Below are 21,556 nucleotides of genomic sequence, written 5' to 3'. Positions count from 1 at the left end.
GGTTCGTCCGGCGGCAGAACAGGTCGTTACGGTACGGGTGTGCGCACAGGCATCGTGATCCTTCCCGAGCACCGCTGGTGGATTGCCGAGCCCAAGTGGAGGGCGGCCGAGGAGTACGGCTTCCACCACGCGTGGACCTATGACCACCTCGGCTGGCGCACCCTGGTCGACGGGCCGTGGTTCGGGGCGATCCCGACGCTCACGGCGGCCGCGATGGTCACCACCCGGCTGCGCCTGGGGACGTTCGTGGCGAGCCCGAACTTCCGGCACCCGGTGTCGTTCGCGCGTGAGCTGCTGGCCGTGGACGACGTGTCGGACGGCCGGTTCACGCTCGGCATCGGCGCTGGTGGCCCTGGGTACGACACGACTGTGATGGGCGCGAAACCGCCGTTGCCGCGCGAGCGCACCGAGCGGTTCGCCGAGTTCGTGGAGCTGCTCTCGCAGCTGCTGTCCCACGACCGGGTGACCTTCGACGGCCGCTACTACCAGGCGGTCGAGGCGCGCAGCTTCCCCGGTTGCGTGCAGCGGCCGCGGCTGCCGTTCCTGGTCGCGGCGAACGGGCCGAAGGCGATGGAGGTGGCCGCGCGGTTCGGCACCGGGTGGGTGACCACCGGTCCGATGCCCGAGGACGACGTGGACCACGAGGGCTGGTGGCGCGGCGTTGCCCGAATGGCCGCGCAGTTCGACGAGACGATCCTGCGCACCGGCCGCCGCACGCGGGTCGACCGGTACCTGAACCTCGACTCGGCGCCGGTGTACTCGCTGTCGTCCGTGGAGTGCTTCACCGACGCCGTCGGCAGGGCCGCCGAGCTGGGCTTCACCGACGTGGTGTCGCACTGGCCGCGGCACGACGGCGTGTACGCGGGCAGCGAGTCGGTGCTCGAACAGGTCGCCGCCGACGTGCTGCCCGCGCTGGGCTGAGGCCTCAGGACTTCGGGACCAGCTTCTCGATGCCGCCCATGAACGGCCGCAGCGCCTGCGGCACGGTGACTGAGCCGTCGGCGTTCTGGTGGTTCTCCAAGATCGCGACGATCCACCGGGTGGTCGCCAGCGTGCCGTTGAGCGTGGCCGCGATCTGCGACTTGCCGTTCTCGTCGCGGTAGCGGACGTTCAGCCGGCGCGCCTGGAACGTGGTGCAGTTCGACGTCGAGGTCAGCTCGCGGTACTTGCCCTGGCTCGGCACCCACGCCTCGCAGTCGAACTTGCGGTGCGCGGACGTGCCCAGGTCGCCGGTCGCCGTGTCGATGACGCGGTACGGCACCTCGATCTTGGCGAGCATCTCCTCCTCCCAGCCCAGCAGCCGGGCGTGCTCCGCCTCGGCGTCCTCGGGCTTGACGTAGGAGAACATCTCGACCTTGTTGAACTGGTGCACGCGGATGATGCCGCGGGTGTCCTTGCCGTACGAGCCGGCCTCGCGCCGGTAGCACGACGACCAGCCCGCGTAGCGGCGCTCACCGTCGAGGATCTCGTCGGCGTGGTAGCCCGCGAGCGGCACCTCGGACGTGCCGACCAGGTACAGGTCGTCGTTCGGCAGGTGGTAGATCTCGCTGGAGTGCGCACCCAGGAACCCGGTGCCCGCCATGATCTCCGGCCGCACCAGCGTGGGGGTGATCATCAAGGTGAAGCCGTTCGCCGTCGCCTGCGCCGCCGCCATGTTCAGCAGCGCGAGCTCCAGCTGCGCGCCCACCCCGGTGAGGAAGTAGAACCGCGAGCCACCGACCTTGGCGCCGCGCTCCATGTCGATCGCGCCCAGCTTCGTGCCCAGGTCGAGGTGGTCGACCGGCTCGAAGTCGAACTCGCGGGGCTCGCCGACGGTCTTGAGGACCACGAAGTCGTCCTCGCCGCCGACCGGGGCGTCCGGGTGCACCAGGTTCGGGATCTTGGCCAGCAGCTCGTCGACCTCGGCCGCGGTGGCGTGCTGCTCGGCCTCGGCGGCCTTCACCTCGTTCGACAGGTCCTTGGCCTTCACCAGCAACGCGGTCTTGTCGTCGCCCTTGGCCTTGCCGACCTCCTTGCCGAGCACCTTCTGCTCGGCGCGCAGGGTGTCCGCGCGGGAGATGGCGGAACGCCGGCGCTCGTCAGCGGACAGCAGGGCGTCGACGACACCCTCGTCCTCGCCGCGGGCGCGCTGCGAAGCGCGCACGATCTCCGGGTTCTCGCGCAACACCTTGAGGTCAATCACCCGGTAAAGGGTAGACCAGGCCGTATCGCGTCCCCCACCGAGTTGTCGCGATCCGCCCCGGCGCCGCTCGCAACGCGGGGGCCCCGCGTTTCCCCCGGGGGAAACGCGGGGCCCCCGCGTGACTTCCGCGATGCGGGAAGGTGGCTAGCTGATCGCGACCGCCACCACGAGGCCGAGCGCCACGTGGGCGGAGGCGACGACGACCGAGGCCGGGGCGAACCGGTCCGACTCGATGATCGTGCCGATGTCCAGGCGGGTGATCCACTCCAGCAGCCGGACCGCCGCGACCTGCACGATGATGCCGAAGAAGCCGTAGATCAACGCCGACAGCAGGCCCTCGTCCAGCTTGCCGACCGAGCTGGTGATGGCGACGACGACGATGAACGCCATCGAGAGCAGGCCGGAGGAGGTCACGATGACGGCGTTCGGTGCGCCGTTGCGGACGAGGGTGGACAGCTTGCCGGGCGTCGTCCAGTCGATCGCGTAGAAGCCGAACACCATGAGGACCAGACCGACGACGGCGTACAGCGCGATCGCGCCGATGCCCCGGCCGATGGCCGAGCCGAAGCCGGGGTCCAACGCGAGCTGCGTGATCATTTGCTGTTCCCTTTCGGAGTTCACTCAACAATGCGATGCGGCACGAACGCCGCGCCATCGTCGGTCACCAGACCGACTGTTTCCCGGATGCCCAGGCCGGCCGACGTGTCGCCGACGACCCAGGCACCCAACGCGGGGCGGTAGCCGTCGAAGTCCGGAAGCGGATCGAACAGCTGGTACACGAAGCCTTCTTTGCCGTACACGCCGCCGGTCTGCGTCTCGTAGCCGGGCGCGACGATCTGGATGTTCGACCCCTCACGGCCGAGCAGCGGCTTGCGCACGTACTCGGTGAGCATGCCGGGGTTGTTCAGGTACGCCGGCAGCAGGTTCGGGTGGCCGGGGTACATCTCCCACAGCACCGCGAGCAGCGCCTTGTTGGAGAGCAGCATCTTCCACAGCGGCTCGATCCACAGGGTGGCGGGCAGCGACTCGACGGCGTGGCGGCCGAACTGCTCCTCGACGACCCATTCCCACGGGTAGAGCTTGATCACCGTGTTCATCGGGGCCTCCTCGAGGTCGACGAACCGGTTGAGCAGGGTGTCCCAGCCCAGGTCCTCGATCGCGAGCCCGACGGTGTTCAGGCCGGCCTCGGCGGCCGTCTCCTGCAGGTAGGCGGTGGTGAGGTGGTCCTCGCCGGACGGGTCGGCGCCCGACCAGGTGAAGTGGATCTCACCGGAGGGCAGCTTCGCGCCGATCTCGGCCCACCGCTCGACCAGGCGCTCGTGCAGCGAGTTCCACTGGTCGTCGTCCGGGAACACGTCGGTCTTCCAGTGCCACTGGATGATCGCGGCTTCCAGCAACGACGTGGGCGTGTCGGCGTTGTACTCCAGCAGCTTGGCCGGGCCGGACCCGTCGTAGCGCAGGTCGAAGCGGCCGTAGACGTGCGGGTCGTGCCGCCGCCACGACTCGGCGATGTGCGGCCAGACCCACTCGGGGATGCCGAAGTCCCGGTAACGCTCGGTGGTCACCACGTTGTCGACCGCGTCGAGGCACATGGAGTGGAGCAGCTCGACGTCGGCTTCGAGCGACAGGATCTCGCTCATCTCGAACACGTAGTGCACCGACTCGTCCCAGTACGGGCGGTCGGAGCCGTTGGCGTACTTCGCGGGCAGGCCGAACACCATGCCCTGGTCAGAGACCGTCCGCTGCCAGTTAGGCCGCGGTTGTGAGGTTTCCCGGCGCAACTGGTCAGCTCCCGCTGCTGGACGAACCGCTGCTGACGCCGAAGCCGCCGCGCTGGACGCTCGTGCCCGACTTCGTGCTGACGTTCGCCCCCTTGGGGATCGCGTAGCTGCCGCCGGTCACCTTCTGGCCGACCGTGCCCGAACCGCCGTAGTTGTAGCGGTACTGGCTGCCACCGATGTAGATGAACCCGCCGCTGCTGTACCCGCCGTGGCTGCGGTAGTACGACTCGTCGCAGTAGTCGTCGTCGACGATGACGTTGTTCTTGTCGGTGCACTGCGCCGTGACGTTCTTGGGGCTCGCGGCGGCGTACCAGATGGCGACCAGCGCGACCACGCCCACCGTGACGCCACCGCCGATGAGCAGGCGTTTCCGCGTCTTGCGGCGCTTCTCGAAGGCGGCCGACTCGGCGGCGAACCGCTCCTGCTGCGCCTTCTGCGCCGCGGCACGCGCGCGCTGCTCGGCCACCGAAGGCGGGCGCGGCTGGGTCACGCCGGCCTGCTGCTGGCGGATCTGCCCCTTGCCCTTCTGCTGCACGGGCGGCTGCGGCTCGCCGGGCTGCGGTACCGGCACCTGCGGTGGCAGCTGCTGGTAGGGCGCCGGTTGTTGCGGTTCTTGCGGCTGGCCGGGAGGCCCCTGAGGCGGCATCCCTGGCTGGTTGTTGTCAGTCATCACCACTCCCGCGGGCAAGGTACCTAGCGAGACGACCGAACGATGTCAGATCAGGCCACGAGTGTCCTAATAGCAACACTCGCCGGGTTGCTCCCAACCCGGCCGACAGCCGTCTCACACAGCACAGGCATCATGGATGAGATGTCTCCGAGCGCCGGTTGGTTGAGTCGATCAGGTCACATCCGCGACACGCGGCTGGTGATGCTGGGCGCGTTCGTGGGCGCGTTCGGCCTCCTGATGGTCTCCGCGTTCACGTCCGTGCTGGCAGGAGGGCCGGTCAGCGGTAAGCGCGAGCTGGTCAACGCCGCGTACCAGGCCGTGGCGGGCGACTGCCTGAACTGGGCGAAGCCGGACCTGTCGGACGCGCAGAAGGTCGACTGCGCCGCCGCGCACCGGTTCGAGGTGACCGGCACGGCCGACATCGCCGCCGGCTACCCGAAGGAAGCGCCGTTCCCGAACGCGGAGGCCTGGGAGAAGATCTCGCAGGACAACTGCGCGCAGGCGGCGACGACGTACATGTCCGGCAAGCTCGACCCGAAGGGCAAGTACGGGGTGAGCTCGCTGAACCCCGACGAGAACCGCTGGAAGAACGGCGACCGCCAGCTGCGGTGCGGCCTGCAGGTCACCGCGCCCTCCGGTGCGCCGCTGCCCTCGTTCGGCAGCGCGAAGACCCAGGACCAGTCGAACGTGTACGACCCCGGCGTGTGCGTCGCGCTCGGTGAGAACAACACGGTGGGTGACCCGATCGAGTGCGCCCAGCCGCACGCGTTCGAGATCATCGGCGTCGTCCAGCACCCCGAGGGTGAGTACCTGGCGCCGGAGAAGCAGGACGCGGTGATGTCCGAGCAGTGCGCGACCATCGCGACCGAGTACACCGGCGGCGCCGACCTCAAGGCGAAGGGCCTGCTCGTCACCTGGGACGTCCGCGCGCAGGAGAGCTGGGCCGTCGGCTCCCGCAAGGCCAACTGCAAGATCGGCGCCGTTCCCGAGGGCGAGAAGCTCGTCGCGTGGAAGGGCAGCGTCCGCAACCCCAACGGCGCCCCGCTGACCACCTCGAACCCGCCGCAGACCACCTCCGTGAAGCCGCAGGACGAACCCACCGGCGCCCCGCTGCACTCCGAGTCGGGCAAGCCGTCGGGCAGCACGCAGCCCTCCGAGTCCGGCAAGCCCGACAAACCCGACAAGCCGTCGAGCTCGGCCCCCACGACGACGACTGAGAACCGATGACTGTGGAGATGACGCGCGCCCGGTTCGACGAGCTCGTCGAGGAGGCGCTGGACCTCGTCCCGCCCGACTTCCTGCACGCCATGAACAACGTGGTGGTGCTCGTCGAGGACCGCAACCCCGACGAGCCGTCACTGCTCGGGCTCTACCGGGGCATCGCGCTGACCGAGCGGAACACCGACTACGGCGGCACCCTGCCCGACCACATCTTCATCTACCGCGAGGCGATCCTCGACATCTGCGACACCGAGGACGACGTGGTCGAGGAGGTCATCGTCACCGTGGTGCACGAGATCGCGCACCACTTCGGGGTGGACGACGCGAAGCTGCACGAGCTGGGCTGGGGCTAGGAGATCTCCACGCCCGCCCACGAGCGGCACGTCCAGCCGTCGCCGTCGGACTCCAGCACGACGACGCCGGTGTTCGGCAGCAGGTTCTCCGCCAGCTCGACCGGCACGTTCGACGCGAGCGCCAGCGCCCCCATGCGCCCGGCGCCGCCGTGCGTCACGACCATGACGGTGCCGGTGTCCTGGTGGATCGACCTGATGGCGCCGAGGAACCGGTCCAGCACCTGCTGCCCGGTCTCACCGCCGCCGGGGAACGCCACGTCGAGCTCGCCCTCGGCCCACCTGATGACGGTCTCCAGGTAGGTCTTGTACGCCTCGGTGTCGTTGCGGCCCTCCAGCGCGCCGACCTGGATCTCGTGCACGCCGTCGAGGACCTGGACGGGCAGGCCGAAGCGTTCCGCGGTGGGCTCGGCGGTCTGCTGGGCGCGCAGGCCGGTGCTCGCGTAGACGGCGGTGATGTCCTCGCCGGCCAGGGAGTCGGCGAGCTCGCGGGCCTGTTTGCGGCCCAGCTCGGTGAGCGGGGGGCCTGGCATCGCCGTGTCCAGCTTGCGTTCGATGTTCGACGCCGTCTCGCCGTGCCTGACCAGCAGCAACCTCACCCGCGTTCGCCCTTTCTGACAGCATCGACCCACGAGGCTGCCGCGGCGAACTCGTCGTTGTGAGCCGTTGCGGGCTCCTGGTCGGCCTTCGGGAAGGACCCGAGGAACCGGATCTCGTGCGAGTGTCGGTGCAGCGCGGCCAGCGCGTCACCGATCCTCGGTTCTGCGATGTGCCCCTCGACGTCGATGTAGAAGCGGTACGTGCCCAGTTTGCCCTTCGTGGGGCGTGATTCGAGGCCGGTGAGATTGATGCCACGCAACGCGAGCTCGGTGAGCAGCTCGGAGAGCACGCCGACGCGGTTCGGGGTGGTCACGACGACGCTGGTGCGGTCGGCGCCGGTCGGCTCGGGCAGCTGACCCGGCTTGCGCAGCAGCAGGAACCTCGTCCGCGCGTCGGCCACGTCGAGCACGTCGACGGCGTACTCCTCCAGCCCGTAGTGGTTGATCGCCACGGGAGCGGTGACGGCGGCGTCGAACTCGCCGCGTTCCACGGCGGCGGCAGCGGCGGCCGTGGAGGAGGTGGCGATCGAGGTGGCGCCGGGCAGTTGCGCCGCGATCCACTCGCGGGTCTGGGCCAGGGCGTGCGGGTGGGACGCGATGGTCTTGATCGCAGTGGTACCCGGACGGACCAGCACGCTGAAGCGGACGTCGAGCACCGTCTCGGCCACGGCGACCACGGGCGTGTCGCGGATCAGGACGTCGAGGGTCGCGGGAACGGCGCCCTCGACGGAGTTCTCGATGGGGACGCACGCGAACTCGGTCTCGCCGGACCGCACCGCCGCGACGGCGAGCGGGATGGTGTCGACCGGGACGAGGTCGGAGCCGAAGCGCAGGGCTGCCTGCTCGGTGAAGGTCCCCTGTGGTCCGAAGTACGCAATGCGAGGCACCCGCACACACTAGAGGTGAGAATCACGCCTGTGTCAGCGGCCAAACCTGGGTTCCGCCGAGGCCGTTCGAACTGGAATGCTTGAGGCGTGCCCGCTCTAGCGCCAGAACTCGTGTTGTGCGCGGTCGACGAACCGATGGCGAACGCCTGGCTCGCCGTGGCTGCCGGACGGAACGGTGTGCGGGTGCATCGCGGCTCCGTGCTGGACATCCACGCGCAGGCCGTCGTCAGCCCGGCCAACTCCCAGGGCTGGATGCGCGGCGGGATCGACGCCGTCTACGCGCAGGCGTTCCCGATGGTCGAGAGCAACGTCCGCAGCGCGGTGCTCGCGTTGCACGGCGGCGAGCTGCCGGTCGGCGAGGCACAGGTCGTGGCGACCGGTGAGACCGAGCCCGCGTGGCTCATCAGCGCGCCGACCATGCGGATGCCGGGCGAGCTGCTGCCCGGCGACACCGTCCACCCCTACCTCGCGGCGCGGGCCGTGTTGCGCCTGTGGCTCGAAGGCCGGCTGGAGGACGGCACGCCGGTGCGCGACGCCGTCCACACCATCGCGATGCCGGGTCTGGGCACCGGGGTGGGAGGCGTCGCGCCGACCACGTGCGCGCGTCAGGTCGCCGCCGCGTGGGACGAGGCGTTCAACCCGCTGCGCGTCTGACCAGTTGTGCACAACCCTGTGGACAGAGTTGTGGACACCTGTGGACTACTGGCGTGGTGCGACCCATCGTTCGAGGTCCAGCTCGTCTGTGATGGGGATGCCGAAGTCTCCGACGGTGGGGATCTCCGGTTTCAGCTTGCGCGCGTCGCGGACCGCATCCGGTCGCAGCGCGGTCAGCTTGAACCCGCGGCGCTGGTAGAAGCGCACCGCGTCCAGGTTGTCGTTGGTGGTCGTCAGGCGCACCCGGTTGCACCCGAGTGTGCGCGCCTGGCGTACCGCGGCGTCGACGAGCGCGGTGCCGACGCCGCGGCCTCTGCGCAGCGCGTCGATCGTGACGATCTCCAGCTGGTGGTTCGCCACCGCGTAGGTCAGCAGGCCCAGCACCTGGCCCTGCTTCTCCACGAGGAAGCCCGGCAGACTTGCCGGGAAGAACACCTCTCCGTGCGCGACGGCGGTGTGCGCTCCCCATAGCTCGAGTACCAACCGAGCGACGACTATGCGATCTGCTTCCTCGATCGGTCGTACCGAGCCTTCTGCCATGACAAGAACTGTGCCAATTCGAGTCACGCTCAGGAACAGCCATTCGACGTACGGTGGATTCGTGCCAGTGCGCGTTTTGTTGGTTGACGATCACGAAGTGGTGCGCAGAGGACTGCGCGAGATGCTCGACGACGAGGAGGACATCTCGGTCATCGCCGAGGCCGGTTCCGTCGACGAGGCGGTGACGCGAGCCAGGAGCACACCGCCCGATGTGGCCGTCGTGGACGTTCAGCTGCCCGACGGCAGTGGTGTGGACCTGTGCCGGACGCTCCGCGACCTGGGCATCCGCTGTCTCGTGCTGACCGCGTTCGACGACGAGGAGGCGCTGGTCGGGGCGATCATGGCGGGCGCGTCGGGATATCTGCTCAAGCAGGTGCGCGGCCAGGACGTCGTGACCGCGGTGCGCGAGGTCGCGGCTGGACGGTCCCTTCTGGACCCGGCCACGACGGCGCGCGTGCTCGACCGGATGCGGAATCCGGCTCCGGTCGGACTCACCGACCAGGAACAGCGGGTGCTGGAACTGATCGGTGAGGGCCTGACAAACCGCCAAATCGGTGAACGGCTGTTCCTCGCGGAGAAGACCGTGAAGAACTACGTGACGTCCGTCCTCGCCAAACTCGGCATGGAACGCCGGACGCAAGCCGCCGCATGGGTGGCTAAACGGGGACGGACCAGGTGAGCGTCGTCCCGTTCGGTGTGCTCACGACGCGGAAATCGCCGTGCGCGGCCTTGGCCCGTTCCGCGAGATGCCGCAAACCCCGCTGAGTCACACCGGACGGGATGCCGCACCCGTTGTCCGCGACACGCAGCAGCAGATGCTTCTCGTCGCGCCGTACGTCGATCTGGACGTTCGTGGCGCCTGAGTGCCGCACGACGTTCGACAACGCCTCCCGCAGGGCGGCACGGGCGTCGTCGGCGAGCTTGCGCGGCACGTTCGCCAGGTCGCCGGCCACGTGCAGGCGCGGACCGAAGCCGAGCAGCTCACCGGCCGTGCGGACCTCGGCGTTGACCGAGTCGAGCAGGTCGCTGGAGTCGGCCGGGTCGGTGTTGCGCAGCTTGCGGACGGTCGCGCGGACCTCGGCGATCGTCTCGTCGACCAGGTCGACGGCCTCGGAGATGCGGGCGCGCTGGGAGGCGTCGAGCTTCTTGCCCAGCCGCCGTTCGAGCAGGTTGAGCTGCACGCCGGCGCCGTAGAGGCGTTGGATGATCACGTCGTGCAGGTCGCGGGCGATGCGTTCGCGCTCCTCGTAGACCGCGACCCGCTGCCGTGCCGTGAAGCCCTCGGCGAGCACGACCGCGAGTCCGGCCTGGGCGGCGAACGCGGTCAGCACGTCGACCGTCTCCTGCGTGAACGGCGGCTTGTCGCGCCTGCGGTAGACGGCCAGCGCGCCGATCTTGCGGTCCTTCGTGCCGAACGGCGCCACGGCGAACGGGCCGTAGCTGCGCAGCGCGTGCGGCACGTACGGGGCCGTGCGCGGATCGCTGGTCACGTCGTCGGCCACCACCGGGACCCCCGTGCGGGCGGCCTTCGCGGCGGCACTGCGCGGGCTCAGCGTGGCACCGATCGGTTCGCCGCTGGACGCCTCGACGGTGAGCGTGCCGTCGTCGGCCGTGGTGATCATCGCCAGGCCGAGCTCGGCGTCGGCGAGCTCGGCCGCGCTCTCCACGACGAGCCGCAGCACGTTCTCCGGGTCTTCCAGCGCCGCCGACGTGATCTCGGTGGACGCGACGAGCACGCGTCGCGCCAGGGAGGGGTCCATGGTCCTCAACGGTATGCGGGTGCGCCGAGGTCCAGCACGAGGTCCGCCCGTGCCGCCTCGTCGGGACGGTGGGTGATGTGCACGACGGTCCTGCCGTCGCGCCGCAGTTCCTCCAGGATCCGCAGGGCGGTCGGTTCGTCGAGGTGGGCGGTCGGTTCGTCGAGCAGCACCACGTCGGCGTCGTGCAGCAGCGCCCTGGCGAGCGCGAGCCGCTGCGCCTCGCCGCCGCTGACCTGGTCGGGCCGGATCACCGTGTCCAGGCGGTCGGCCCACTCCGGCAGGCAGGCCCTCGTCAGCGCCTCCCTGAGCTGCTCGTCGTCGTGCGGTCCCGACATCCGCAGGTTCTCCCTGACCGTGGTGCTGACCAGCATCGGCTCCTGCGGGCACCAGGTGGCGCGCGGCAGCTCCACGATGCCGCGCTCCGGCGGCAGGAAGCCCAGGAGCAGCGCGAACAGCGTCGACTTGCCGGCACCCGACGGGCCGACGACCGCGACGTGCGTGCCGGGTTCGACGTTGAGGTGGAGGTCCGTCAGCGTCGGCTCGGTCGCTCCCGGCCAGCGGACGTCGACGTTCTCCAGCCGGATCCGCTTGCCGCGCGGCGGTTCGGGGCGTTCCGGCGCGTCGAACCGGAGCCGTGCGCTCGCTTCCCGCAATGCCGTGCGCTGCTGGGCAGCGAGCGGCAGGGCGGCCAGCGGTTCGGCCAGCGCGAGCGGCACCAGGCCGAGCACCGGGTTGCCGGTCGTGGCGCAGATCAGGGCGGCCACACCGGTCGCGAGCAGCACGATCGCCGTGGCGGCGCCCGTGCCAAACGCTTGCCTGCGGGTCTGCGCGGCGAGCTCGACGTCTTCGGCGTGCAGCTGTGCCAGCAGGCGGCGGTGGGCGCCGTGCGCGACGAGGTCCGGTGCGGCGGTGAGCGCGTTGATCGTGTCGGTGGCGACCTTGCGGCGGCCGCGGGCGAGCTTCGTGCTGGCCCTGCGCTCGGTCCACACGGCGACGGCCGGCGCGGCGAGGCCGGCCGCGAGCAGCAGACCGCCGAGCGTGAGGGCCGCCACCGGGTCGATGAACGCGAACAGGACCGTGGTCGCGATGCCCGCCCCGACCGCGACGACCGGGGGAACCAGCACGCGCGGCACGAGGTCACGAACGGCGTCCGTGTCGTCGACGAGCCGTTGCAGGCCGTCACGGCGTTGGGTGCGCACGAGCCTGAGCCACAGCTCGGCGCGCAGGTCGGTGGCGAGCTTGAACGCCTCGTGGTGGGTGACCAGGCGTTCGACGTAGCGCAGCACGCCCTTGCTCAACGCGAACGTCCGCACGCCCACGACCAGCACCGACAGCGTCAGGATCGGCGGCATCTCGGCGGCGCGCGCGATCAGGTGCGCGGCCAGCGCGGTCAGCGCGATGCCGGCCACGGTGGCGGCGACGCCCAGCAGGGCGCCCTTCCACGGGATCGGCAGGCGCTTGGGGCGTTCCCGCTGGGTCTCCTCGGTGACGACCTTGGCGAACGTCTCCTCCTCCGCCGCCTCCTTCTCGCGGTGCGAGGCGAGGACGACGGCCGCGGTGGTGCTGGCGCTCTTGATCGCTTTGTCGACTTTTCGACTTGTCACCGGGTCGAGGTGCGCGGTCGGTTCGTCGAGCAGCAGGACCGTGGCGCCGTGGCGGACCTTCAGCAGGGCGCGCGCTACTGCGACGCGTTGGCGTTCACCGGTCGAGAGGTCGGTGATGCGGCGGTCGAGCAGGTGCGCGGCCACGACCTCGTCCGCGACCGCCTCGACGTCGTCCGCGCCGGGAACGGTGAGCTCCAGCTCGGCGCGGGGCGTGGCGGCGGCGAACGCGGGCTTCTGCGGCACGTACGCGATCTCGCCCTCGACGTGGACGACGCCGTCGGTGGGCTCGACGAAGCCCAGCAGCACCTGGAACGTCGTCGACTTGCCGGCTCCGCTCGCTCCTTCGAGCCGGTGGATCTCCCCGGCCCTCACCTCGAAACTCACCCCGTCCGGCGCGAACCCCCCTCGCCGCAACACCCGCAGGTTGTCGACGAACACCCGCCCGCCGATGCCACGCGGGGAGCTTTCGTCCGATCCTGGCGTACGCGGGGTTCCCGCGTGGCCGTCGTCAACGACGTCGGCGACGCGGCGGACCGCCTCCAGGCCGTCCTCGCTGGCGTGGTGGGCGGCGCCGGCGGCGCGGAGGGGCAGGTAGCACTCGGGGGCGAGGATCAGCACGACCAGCGCGGTCATCAGGGTCATGTCGCCGTGGACCAGGCGGATGCCGACGCCGACCGCGATCAGCGCGACCGACAGCGAGGCGGCGATCTCCAGGACCAGTGCGCTCAGGAACGCGATCTTGAGCGTGCCCATCGTGGCCCTGCGGTGCTGCTCGCCGATCTGGCGGACCGCGGCGGCCTGCTGCTTCGCGCGGCCGAAGACGGTGAGCACGGGCAGTGCCCGCAGCAGTTCGAGGAGCTGGGCCGAGAGCAGCTCGGTGACGTCGGCGGCGTTGCGGACCCGCTTCTCGGTGTACCAGCCGATCAGGGCCGCGAAGACCGGGATCAGCGGGACCGTGATGGCGATCAGGACGGCCGACGGCCAGTCGGTGAACAGGATCCACGCGCCGACCAGCGGCGGCACGACCGCGGCGGTGACCAGCGCGGGCAGGTAGCGGGTGAAGTACGCGTCGAGGGCGTCCAGGCCCTTGGTCGCGAGCACCGACAGCTCGGCCGTGCCGCGTTCGGCGATCCACTCGGGCCCGCGGTCGAACGACCGCGCGAGCAGCTGCGTGCGCAGCTCCTCCTTCGCGCCGGCGGCCGCACGGGCGGCGGCGCTCTCCGTGGCCCACGCGAGGGCCGCGCGGGCCACGATCGCGACGGCCAGCAGCGGCAGCCCGTCGCGGGTCGTGATCACCGACGCCAGCGCGACCGCCTGGGCGACGAGCGCAAGGGCGTTGAGGAATGCCAGGACGCCCACCCCCGCGAGGGCGCGTCTGGCGTTCTTCGAGAGCCGGGGCAGTGCCCCGAGCGGTCCCCTGTTCACCTCAGTGCACCGGGATGTGCCGCACGCCGATGCGCTTGCGGAACACCCAGTAGGTCCAGCCCTGGTAGACGAGCACGGCGGGCGTGCCGAACGCCGCCACCCACGTCATGACCGTCAGCGTGTACGGGCTCGACGCGGTGTTGGCGATGGTCAGCGACCACGCGTCGTTCAGCGTCGACGGCAGCACGTTCGGGTAGAGCGCGCCGAACAGGATGGTGACGCTGGCCGCGATCGCGAGCCCCATCAGCGCGAACGACTGGCCGTCGCGGTTGTGCAGCAGGCGCCACATCGCCGCCGCGAGCACCAGCACGACCACGCCCGCCCACACACCGGCCACGACCGCGAGCAGCGCGACCAGCGGCAGCAGCGCCACGGGAGCGAGGGTGAGCGCGATGCGCCGGGCCCGTTCGCGGATCTCGCCCTCGGTCTTCAGCGCGATGAACACGGCGCCGTGGACCAGCGCGTAGCCGGCGAACGCGAGTGCGCCGAGCACGGTGTCGAACCGGATGACCGCGAAGGCCGACCCGACCCGGTCGCCGTTCTCGTCGATCGGCAGGCCGAGCACCGTCGTCGAGATCAGCAGGCCGACGCACAGGGTCGCGATCCACGAGCCGGCGACGATCGTGACGTCCCACGCCTTGCGCCAGCGCGGGTTGTCGACCTTGCCGCGGTAGTCGAACGCGACCCCGCGCCCGATCAGCGCGATCAGGAACAGCGTGAGTGGCAGGTACGCGGCGCTGAGCAACGCCGCGTACCAGCCGGGGAAGGCCGCGAACGTGGCACCGATCGCGGTGATGAGCCACACCTCGTTGCCGTCCCAGACCGGCCCGATGGTGTTGATCATGACCCGGCGTTCTCGGTTGGTGCGCCCGAGGACGGGCAGCAGCATGCCGACGCCGAAGTCGAAGCCTTCGAGGAACAGGTAGCCGAGCCAGAGCACGGCGATCAGTACGAACCAGAGCGTTTCCACGTCGTCTCTCCCCTAGTACGCGAACGCCAGGGCGCCGTCGTCGGACTTCTGGGGCAGCACGCCGGGGATCCCGCCTCTGACGTACTTGCGGATCAGGTAGAACTCCACGACCGCCAGCACGCTGTAGACCGTGGTGAGGGCGATGAGCGAGGTCAGGATCTCGCCGGGCGTGCTGTTCGAGACGGCTCGCGCGGTGAACATCCAGACACCGTCCACCCCCGACGGGTTCGGCACGACCACGAACGGCTGCCGCCCCATCTCGGTGAAGATCCAGCCGAAGCTGTTGGCCAGGAACGGGGTCGCGATGCCGGCGAGGCCCAGCACCGGGAACCACCACCCGGTGGGCGTCCGGTTCCTGCGCGTCAGCCACAGCATGAACACGCCCAGACCGGCCGAGATCGCACCGAAGCCGATCATCAGGCGGAAGCCCCAGTACGTCACGGGGAGCGTGGGCACGTAGTCGATCGGCTTGCCGCTGAGCTCGCCGAGCTGCTCGTCGACCGGGTAGAACTCGCCGTACTTCTGCTGGTACATCGGGACGAGCTCCTCGATGCCCTTGACCTCGGTGCTGAAGTCGTTGTGCGCCAGGAAGCTCAGCAGCGCGGGCACGGTGATGCTCTTGACGTTCTCGCAGTCGGGCCTGGTGACGTCGCCGATCGCGAAGACGCTGAACGCCGCCGGCTCCTCGGTGTGGCACAGTGCCTCCGCCGCGGCCATCTTCATCGGCTGCTGCTCGAACATCAGCTTGCCCTGCAGGTCACCGCTGATCGCCAGGGCGGTGAACGCCACCACGCCGACCCAGGTGCCGAGCTTGAGCGAGCCGCGCCAGACGCGTTCGTCCTCCGACCTGCGGTGCAGGTGCCAGGCGGCGATGCCGACGAGGAAGGCGCCGGCCACGGCGAACGCGCCCGCGATGGTGTGCGGGAAGGCGGCCAGCGTCGTGTTGTTGGTCAGCACGGCCCAGATCGAGGTGAGCCGAGGCCTTCCCTCGTGCATCTCGATGCCGACGGGGTGCTGCATCCACGAGTTGGCGGCGAGGATGAAGTACGCGCTGGCCATGGTCGCGAGGCTGAACGCCCACACGCAGGCCAGGTGGACCTTCTTGGGCAGCTTGTCCCAGCCGAAGATCCACAGGCCGAGGAAGGTCGACTCGACGAAGAAGGCGACGAGCGCCTCCATCGCGAGCGGCGCACCGAACACGTCACCGACGAACCGCGAGTAGGCGCTCCAGGCCATGCCGAACTGGAACTCCTGCACGATGCCCGTCACGACACCCATGGCGAAGTTGATCAGGAGGAGCTTCCCCCAGAACTTCGTCATCTTGTAGTAGCGCTCGTCGCCCGTGCGCACCCACGCGGTCTGCATCCCGGCGACCAGCAGGGAGAGGCCGATCGTCAGCGGCACCATCAGGAAGTGGTAGACGGTGGTGATGCCGAACTGCCACCGCGCGAGTTCGAGTACGTCCACGTCAACGAGCGTATGTACCGGTCGTGGCCGCTATCAGGTACGACGGTCCCGTCCCGGGTCGGGACCAAGGTCCCGTGCGCGAGGTCACGCGGTCCAAGTCATATGCGTCGGTTACGATGTATGGGCCAGAGGGGAGTAGTTCCCACCGGAGTTGTCAGCCGGTGGCGTGGTGATCGACATACTGGTCCGCCTTCGAGTGGATCCGGTCCCACACCCGTCTTGTACGGGCGAACGAGACCTCCGGCCGGGCTGCAGCACGCCCGGTCGGGGTCTGTTGCGCCTCCGTCCGGGTTTCGTATTCGGACGTGGAGGACCCTCTTGACCACCTCACTGCTCGCGTTCCTCACCGCCTTCGCGGTGGTGTTCCTCGTCGAGCTCCCCGACAAGACCATGGTCGCGACGCTAGTGCTGACCACCCGCTACCGCGCGTGGCCGGTGTTCGTCGGTGTCGTCGTCGCCTTCGCCGTGCAGACGGTGGTCGGTGCGGCGTTCGGGACGGCGATCACCCTGCTCCCCGACCGGCTGGTCGCCGGCGTGGTCGCCGTGCTGTTCCTCGTGGGTGCGTTCCTGCTGCTCAAGGAGGGTTTCTCCAAGGAGGAGGACTCCGCCGACGAGGCGGGCGCGCGGGCCGACGTGCCGTTCTGGCGGGCGGCGCTGACGTCGTTCGGCGTGCTGTTCGCGGCCGAGTGGGGTGACGCCTCGCAGCTCGCGACCGCGGGGATCACCGCCCGCTACGGCGCTCCGCTCGCGGTGGGGCTCGGTGCCTGGCTGGCACTGGTCGCCGTGGCCGGGCTGGCCGTGCTGGTCGGGCGGAAGCTGGCCGGACGGCTGCCGACGCACTGGATCCAGCGGGTGGCCGGCGCGGTGTTCGCGGTGTTCGGCGTGATCGCCCTGACCCAGGTCTTCTGACTCACCACACGGGCCGCAGACCCGGCTGGTCCTCACCGTGTGCCTGCCGCAGGTACGCGGTGAGGCCGGCCCTGATGGTCGCGACGGTGTCCTGGCCGATCGCCTCGGCCATCTCGTTCTCGAGGTCGGCCCAGAGGTTGTCGGCGAACCTGAGGTAGTCGCGGCCCTTGGTCGTCAGCGTGACGTACTGGGCGCGCTTGTCGGTGGGGTGCGGCTCCCTGAGCACGTAACCCCAGTCGTCGAGCTCGGCGACGATCTTCGCGGCGGCCTGCTTGGTGACGCCGAGGTGCCCGCCGATGTCGACGGTCGTGGCACGCCGCTGGGCCAGGAAGCGGAAGACGTAGCCGTGGGCCGGGCGCAGCGGCTCCAGGCCGATCTGGCGCAGGCGGTCGTGGAACTGGTCCCCCATGGCGCGGTAGGTCATCGCCAGCAGCATGGGCACTGGTTCCACTTCACACCCCCACTAGACAACCTGGTTGACCACATTCTATGGTTAGACAACTTAGTTGACTACTTTGGAGGTCGTCTTGCTGGTCACCGGAGATTCCGCGGCTCGTCACGAGTTCGGCGGGTTCGTCTTCAGGCCGCTGATCGCGCCGTCGACGGGCAGCACGGAGATCGCGCTGTGGACCGTCGACGTGCCGGAAGGGGGCGACGGGACGCCGCACACCGCGTCGAAGGAGGAGGTGTTCTACGTGCTGTCCGGGTCGGTGACGATCCAGGGGCAGACGGCGGGACCCGGTGACGCCATCGTGGTGCCGCCGAACACCGAGCTCTCGCTCACCGGCGGGCCGGCGCGCGTGGTGGTGGCGACCTCGGTGGGCATCACCGGGACGCTGGCCGACGGGCAGACGATCACGCCGCCCTGGTCGCTGTAGGGCGTTGGAGGTCGCCGGAACGGCGGCGCTAGTTGGCGGGTGAGCCCTCTTCGGGCTTCGGGTCGGCCGGAGCCGTGTCGGGGCTCGTCTCGCGCAGGTCGTGGGCGATCTTCTTGGCCTCGTCGATGAGGTGCTGGGACTCGTCGAGGCGATGTTCGTCAGGTGCGGTCACGGTGCTGGGATGCGCTGTTTCGAAGATCGCCAAACTCAGGCCAGCAGGCCGCGGACGTGCGCGGCGAGGCGTTCGGCGATCTCCAGGTCCCACTCGTCGTCGGCGACCGGCTGCGGGGCGGCGCCGGCGACGACGCGTTCGCCGAGCAGCCGCCGTTCCGCGGGGGTGAAGTCGGTGATGGCACGGCGCAGCAGCGGCAGCGCGTCGTCGAACGCGTCACCGCGCAACCCGGTCAGCCACTCGTCGATGAGGCCGAACAGCCGCGGGTCGGCGGCGAGGAGCGTCGCGGAGCCGCGCAGGAAGCCGGCGACGAACGCCGTGGCGACCGAGCGGTGCAGCCGCGCGGCGACGTCGTCGCTGGTCAGCTCCCCCGCCTCCCACAGCAGCCTGGTGGCGCGGCCGGTGGGCAGGCCGTGGGCGTCGGCCTTGACGAGCGCGTGCAGGGCACGCCACCAGGTGGCCTGGTGCTCCTCGTCGGCGGCGAGCCGGGTGGCCTCGTGGGCGCCGTCGACGGTGGCCAGCGCGTGCTCCGCCGTCTCGTCGTCGATGTTGCGGCAGGCGAGCGGCAGGCCGACCGCACCGCGGGTGAGCAGCCCGTGCAGGGCGACGCGCAGCAGTTCCGGGTCGGTGCCGCGGACGGAGCCGTAGCGGACGGTCCGCGCGAGGTCCGGCAGCGCGGCGAGCAGTTCGAGCGCGTCGGTGGCGAGCGCGGCGCAGCGGTCGAGCGCGTCACGGGCGGCGCCGACGGCCTTGGGCAGCTCGCAGCCGACGGCCTTGCCCAGCGTGCCCGCGGCGTCGGCGACCCGGCTCGCCTGCTCGGCCGCCTCGGTCAGGACGTTCTCGGCGGCCGTGTGGACGGTGGTGCCGTGGCGCGCGGCGACCGCGACGGAGACCGCGAACACCGGGTCCCACCGCAGCTGCCACACCTCGGCGAACGTGCCGAGTGAGTTGGAGCGGTCGGCCCTCCCCCACGGAACGCCGAGCACCTCCAGTCGCCGCAACAGCTTCGAGCGCTCGCGGTCGTTGTCCTTGCGGAGGTCGAGCTTGAGCTGCCTGGGCTGCACGTCCGCGGCGAGGCGGAGCTTGCGTTGCAACCGCTGGAGGTCCGCCGCCAGCGGCGACCGCGGCACGGCCTCCCCGACCTCGCCGAGCCGTTCGCCGACGACCAGCTTGCGGTGCACGAACCGCAGCGGAACCTCGTCGCCCCCGCACAGCACGGCGAGCGCGGCCTCGTTGACCTCGCTCAGCCCGGCCGACGGCCGTTCCCGCAGCGCCGCAAGGGTTTCCGCGAGCCGCACCGCCTCCACCGCACTCGCCGTCGAGGCCGGCAGGTCCTCCGCCCGCAGGACGGCGGCGGCTTTGGCGAACCAGCGCGGCACCACGTCCTCCTGGTGCTGCCACAGGTGCGCGTACCAGCCCGGCGAGTCGACCCCCGCGCCGTAACCCGACTCGGCGGCGAGCTGCCCGTGGCTCCACGGCACCCAGGTACCGCTGATCCGGCGTCGCCGCAGCCCTTTGAGCAACGCGGTGTCGTGCGCGACGGTGGGTCTGACGAGCAGCGCGGGAACGTGCCACGCACCGCAGACGACGACGATCGGACCGTCGGTTTCCTTGCGCGCCTTGCGAATCGTCTGACGCATGAACGCCTCGCGCCGGAGCGTGCGCTCGCCCACCTCCGCTTCGAACTCGCGGCGCACGGCGACCATCGCCTCGCTGATGGCCTCCGCGAGCCCGAGCGGATCCGTGGCACTGTGCTCGACGACGTCCTCCCACCAGCGTTCCGGGTCGTCGAACCCGGCGGCCTCGGCCAGCAGCCCGATGGGGTCGACGTTGCCGCTGGGCCCGTCGTCACCGATCGACGCGGCCGCAGGCAGGTCGAAGAACCGCGCCGGCACACCGTTCTCGTCGGCGTACCGCAGCGCCTGCCACTCCGGCGAGAACTCGGCGAACGGCCAGAACGCGGCACTCTCGGGCTCGGCCTCGTCGTGCAGGAGGATCGCGACCGGCGGCGTGAGCGCGTGGACGTGCTCCAGCAACGCGTCGGCCTCCGGCGGCCCCTCGATGAGGATGAGCGCGGGCCGCGCCTGTTCGAGGGCCCGCTTGACCATGCGGGCCGAGCCGGGCCCGTGGTGCCGGATGCCGAGGAGTACCGGCTCACTCACCGCTGACGTCCAGGCAGGCCCGGTAGAGATCACGCCACTCGGCCCGCTCCTTCAGCACCGTCTCCAGGTACTCCTGCCACACGTTCGCGTCCGACACCCGGTCCTTGACGACCGCCCCGAGCAACCCGCTCGCCAGCTCGTCCGCCCCGAGCGTGCCGTCACCGAAGTGCCCTGCGAGCGCCATGCCGTTGGCGATCACCGAAATCGCCTCCGCGGTGGACAGGCTGCCACTGGGCTTCTTCACCTGCGTCCGACCGTCCACAGTGGACCCGTTGCGCAGCTCGCGGAAGATCCGCACCACCCTGCGCACCTCGTCGAGCGCCGGCGGCTCGGCAGGCAGCTGCAACGCCTTGCCGAGCTGCTGGGCCCTGGTGATCACGATCTCGACCTCGGCGTCCTCGGTCGCCGGCGGCGGCAGCACCACGGTGTTGAACCGGCGCGCAAGTGCGGACGACATCTGGTTGACCCCGCGGTCGCGGTCGTTGGCCGTGGCGATGACCGTGAACCCGGCAACCGCCTGCACCTGCGTGTTGAGCTCCGGCACGGGCAGCGACTTCTCGGACAGCACCGTGATGAACGAGTCCTGCACCTCCGACGGCATGCGCGTCAGCTCCTCGATCCGCACCACCGCCCCCTGCCGCATCCCCCTGAGCACCGGGCTGGGGACCAGCGCGTTCTCACTGGGCCCCTCCGCGATGAGCCGCGCGTAGTTCCAGCCGTACCGGACCTGGTCCTCACTCGTGCCCGCCGTGCCCTGGACCACCAGCGTGCTGTCACCGCTGATCGCCGCGGCCAGGTGCTCGGACAGCCACGACTTGGCGGTGCCCGGGACCCCCACGAGCAGCAGGGCGCGGTCGGTGACGAGGGTGCCCACGGCCACCTCGACCAGCCGGCGCGCGCCGACGTACTTCGGGCTGATCACGGTGCCGTCGGGGAGGGTGCCGCCGAGGACGTAGGTGACCACGGCCTGGGGCGACAGGCGCCAGTTCGGCGGGCGCTGACGGTCGTCCTGGGCCGCGACGGCTGCCAGCTCGGCGGCGTACTGCTGTTCGGCCGTCGGCCTGAGCACGGCGGTCACTGGGCCTCCTGGGGCTTGGGCTGGTTTGGTGCTTGGGCTTGGCGGTTGAGGTGAGGCGTCGCCCGGTCGGGTGAAGTGTGTCCTGATTCGGCGGCTCGCTCGTCCCGTGATGAGGAGGAACGCGGGGAAGGGGGATGTGCCGGATGGGTCAAGGAGCACCGCCGCCGGGGGCTTGGGGTGGTGGCCCCGGAGGGATCGGGGCGGCTGACGGATCGGGGGCGGCCGAGGAGCCGGCAGCGGGTGGGGC

General features: G+C 70.5%; 22 protein-coding genes. 7 read left to right on the top strand and 15 right to left on the bottom strand.

Annotated elements, in window-relative coordinates:
* Positions 1-39: 39 nt before the first annotated feature.
* Complete coding sequence (locus ADL03_RS36485) at positions 40-921, top strand: LLM class flavin-dependent oxidoreductase (RefSeq protein WP_053738185.1); 882 nt, start codon at positions 40-42, stop codon at positions 919-921.
* Positions 922-925: 4 nt separating this feature from the next.
* On the opposite strand, the gene serS is transcribed toward ADL03_RS36485, so the two are convergent.
* The 4 genes from serS to ADL03_RS36465 form a co-directional block, all read right to left on the bottom strand.
* Positions 926-2,182: a serine--tRNA ligase gene (gene serS, locus ADL03_RS36480; RefSeq protein ID WP_053738184.1), complete on the bottom strand. Its 1,257-nt coding sequence runs from the start codon at positions 2,180-2,182 to the stop codon at positions 926-928.
* Between the two features lie 144 nt (positions 2,183-2,326).
* A complete protein-coding gene (locus ADL03_RS36475) occupies positions 2,327-2,779 on the bottom strand; it encodes a DUF350 domain-containing protein (protein ID WP_053738183.1) in 453 nt (150 codons plus the stop codon).
* A 20-nt stretch (positions 2,780-2,799) separates the two neighbouring features.
* The gene (locus ADL03_RS36470; RefSeq protein ID WP_053738182.1) at positions 2,800-3,963 is read right to left on the bottom strand and encodes a glutathionylspermidine synthase family protein; all 1,164 of its coding nucleotides are present in this window, start codon (positions 3,961-3,963) and stop codon (positions 2,800-2,802) included.
* 4 nt (positions 3,964-3,967) lie between these two features.
* Positions 3,968-4,633, bottom strand: a complete 666-nt coding sequence (locus tag ADL03_RS36465; RefSeq protein WP_231642743.1) for a hypothetical protein — start codon at positions 4,631-4,633, stop codon at positions 3,968-3,970.
* Positions 4,634-4,795: 162 nt separating this feature from the next.
* Between ADL03_RS36465 and ADL03_RS36460 the strand changes: the two genes are divergently transcribed.
* Complete coding sequence (locus tag ADL03_RS36460) at positions 4,796-5,860, top strand: septum formation family protein (RefSeq protein ID WP_197288956.1); 1,065 nt, start codon at positions 4,796-4,798, stop codon at positions 5,858-5,860.
* Complete coding sequence (locus ADL03_RS36455) at positions 5,857-6,207, top strand: metallopeptidase family protein (protein ID WP_053738181.1); 351 nt, start codon at positions 5,857-5,859, stop codon at positions 6,205-6,207. The genes ADL03_RS36460 and ADL03_RS36455 overlap by 4 nt, the downstream gene beginning before the upstream one ends.
* Here the strand turns inward: ADL03_RS36455 and ADL03_RS36450 are convergent.
* Both ADL03_RS36450 and pheA read right to left on the bottom strand, forming a co-directional pair.
* On the bottom strand, positions 6,204-6,803 hold the full coding sequence (locus ADL03_RS36450; protein ID WP_053738180.1) for a histidine phosphatase family protein: 600 nt from the start codon (positions 6,801-6,803) through the stop codon (positions 6,204-6,206). The two genes, ADL03_RS36455 and ADL03_RS36450, sit on opposite strands and share 4 nt — an antisense overlap.
* On the bottom strand, positions 6,800-7,690 hold the full coding sequence (pheA, locus tag ADL03_RS36445) for a prephenate dehydratase (RefSeq protein ID WP_053738179.1): 891 nt from the start codon (positions 7,688-7,690) through the stop codon (positions 6,800-6,802). Before pheA ends, ADL03_RS36450 begins: the two co-directional genes overlap by 4 nt.
* A gap of 87 nt (positions 7,691-7,777) precedes the next feature.
* Here pheA and ADL03_RS36440 point away from each other — a divergent pair, with 87 nt between their 5' ends.
* Positions 7,778-8,344, top strand: coding sequence for a macro domain-containing protein (locus ADL03_RS36440; RefSeq protein ID WP_053738178.1), 567 nt, complete (start codon positions 7,778-7,780; stop codon positions 8,342-8,344).
* 45 nt (positions 8,345-8,389) lie between these two features.
* On the opposite strand, the gene ADL03_RS36435 is transcribed toward ADL03_RS36440, so the two are convergent.
* Positions 8,390-8,827, bottom strand: coding sequence for a GNAT family N-acetyltransferase (locus tag ADL03_RS36435; RefSeq protein WP_197288955.1), 438 nt, complete (start codon positions 8,825-8,827; stop codon positions 8,390-8,392).
* 118 nt (positions 8,828-8,945) lie between these two features.
* On the opposite strand from ADL03_RS36435, the gene ADL03_RS36430 reads away from it, so the two are divergent.
* A complete protein-coding gene (locus ADL03_RS36430) occupies positions 8,946-9,563 on the top strand; it encodes a response regulator transcription factor (RefSeq protein WP_053738176.1) in 618 nt (205 codons plus the stop codon).
* On the opposite strand, the gene ADL03_RS36425 is transcribed toward ADL03_RS36430, so the two are convergent.
* Genes ADL03_RS36425 through ADL03_RS36410 form a run of 4 tightly spaced genes read right to left on the bottom strand, consistent with a single transcriptional unit; the run spans position 9,541 to position 16,110 of the window.
* On the bottom strand, positions 9,541-10,644 hold the full coding sequence (locus ADL03_RS36425; protein WP_053738175.1) for a GAF domain-containing sensor histidine kinase: 1,104 nt from the start codon (positions 10,642-10,644) through the stop codon (positions 9,541-9,543). The two genes, ADL03_RS36430 and ADL03_RS36425, sit on opposite strands and share 23 nt — an antisense overlap.
* 5 nt (positions 10,645-10,649) lie before the next feature.
* Positions 10,650-13,673 (bottom strand): thiol reductant ABC exporter subunit CydD, encoded by a 3,024-nt coding sequence (gene cydD, locus ADL03_RS36420; RefSeq protein WP_053738174.1) that lies wholly within the window; start codon positions 13,671-13,673, stop codon positions 10,650-10,652.
* Position 13,674: 1 nt separating this feature from the next.
* Positions 13,675-14,643 (bottom strand): cytochrome d ubiquinol oxidase subunit II, encoded by a 969-nt coding sequence (gene cydB / locus ADL03_RS36415; protein WP_053738173.1) that lies wholly within the window; start codon positions 14,641-14,643, stop codon positions 13,675-13,677.
* A 12-nt stretch (positions 14,644-14,655) separates the two neighbouring features.
* On the bottom strand, positions 14,656-16,110 hold the full coding sequence (locus tag ADL03_RS36410) for a cytochrome ubiquinol oxidase subunit I (protein ID WP_053738172.1): 1,455 nt from the start codon (positions 16,108-16,110) through the stop codon (positions 14,656-14,658).
* A gap of 318 nt (positions 16,111-16,428) precedes the next feature.
* On the opposite strand from ADL03_RS36410, the gene ADL03_RS36405 reads away from it, so the two are divergent.
* Positions 16,429-17,019 (top strand): TMEM165/GDT1 family protein, encoded by a 591-nt coding sequence (locus ADL03_RS36405; protein ID WP_231642741.1) that lies wholly within the window; start codon positions 16,429-16,431, stop codon positions 17,017-17,019.
* A 1-nt stretch (position 17,020) separates the two neighbouring features.
* On the opposite strand, the gene ADL03_RS36400 is transcribed toward ADL03_RS36405, so the two are convergent.
* On the bottom strand, positions 17,021-17,470 hold the full coding sequence (locus tag ADL03_RS36400) for a MarR family winged helix-turn-helix transcriptional regulator (protein WP_197288953.1): 450 nt from the start codon (positions 17,468-17,470) through the stop codon (positions 17,021-17,023).
* A 55-nt stretch (positions 17,471-17,525) separates the two neighbouring features.
* Between ADL03_RS36400 and ADL03_RS36395 the strand changes: the two genes are divergently transcribed.
* On the top strand, positions 17,526-17,897 hold the full coding sequence (locus ADL03_RS36395) for a cupin domain-containing protein (protein WP_197288952.1): 372 nt from the start codon (positions 17,526-17,528) through the stop codon (positions 17,895-17,897).
* A 28-nt stretch (positions 17,898-17,925) separates the two neighbouring features.
* On the opposite strand, the gene ADL03_RS47670 is transcribed toward ADL03_RS36395, so the two are convergent.
* Genes ADL03_RS47670 through ADL03_RS36385 form a run of 3 tightly spaced genes read right to left on the bottom strand, consistent with a single transcriptional unit; the run spans position 17,926 to position 21,309 of the window.
* Positions 17,926-18,069 (bottom strand): hypothetical protein, encoded by a 144-nt coding sequence (locus tag ADL03_RS47670; protein ID WP_157529611.1) that lies wholly within the window; start codon positions 18,067-18,069, stop codon positions 17,926-17,928.
* A gap of 35 nt (positions 18,070-18,104) precedes the next feature.
* Positions 18,105-20,231 (bottom strand): DUF5682 family protein, encoded by a 2,127-nt coding sequence (locus ADL03_RS36390; protein WP_053738169.1) that lies wholly within the window; start codon positions 20,229-20,231, stop codon positions 18,105-18,107.
* Complete coding sequence (locus tag ADL03_RS36385) at positions 20,224-21,309, bottom strand: AAA family ATPase (RefSeq protein WP_053738168.1); 1,086 nt, start codon at positions 21,307-21,309, stop codon at positions 20,224-20,226. Before ADL03_RS36385 ends, ADL03_RS36390 begins: the two co-directional genes overlap by 8 nt.
* Positions 21,310-21,556 lie beyond the last annotated feature (247 nt).

It is taken from the genome of Nocardia sp. NRRL S-836, from assembly GCF_001279525.1.
Taxonomy (GTDB): Bacteria; Actinomycetota; Actinomycetes; order Mycobacteriales; family Pseudonocardiaceae; genus Lentzea.
The sequence above is the reverse complement of the archived record's forward strand: the minus strand, read 5'-3'. Positions and strand labels throughout refer to the sequence as shown.

Bases quoted from the DNA above. Each gene is read 5' to 3' on its own strand.
- ADL03_RS36475 (WP_053738183.1), bottom strand. From the start codon at position 2,779: ATGATCACGCAGCTCGCGTTGGACCCCGGCTTCGGCTCGGCCATCGGC.
- ADL03_RS36465 (WP_231642743.1), bottom strand. From the start codon at position 4,633: ATGACTGACAACAACCAGCCAGGGATGCCGCCTCAGGGGCCTCCCGGC.
- ADL03_RS36455 (WP_053738181.1), top strand. From the start codon at position 5,857: ATGACTGTGGAGATGACGCGCGCCCGGTTCGACGAGCTCGTCGAGGAG.
- ADL03_RS36425 (WP_053738175.1), bottom strand. From the start codon at position 10,644: ATGGACCCCTCCCTGGCGCGACGCGTGCTCGTCGCGTCCACCGAGATC.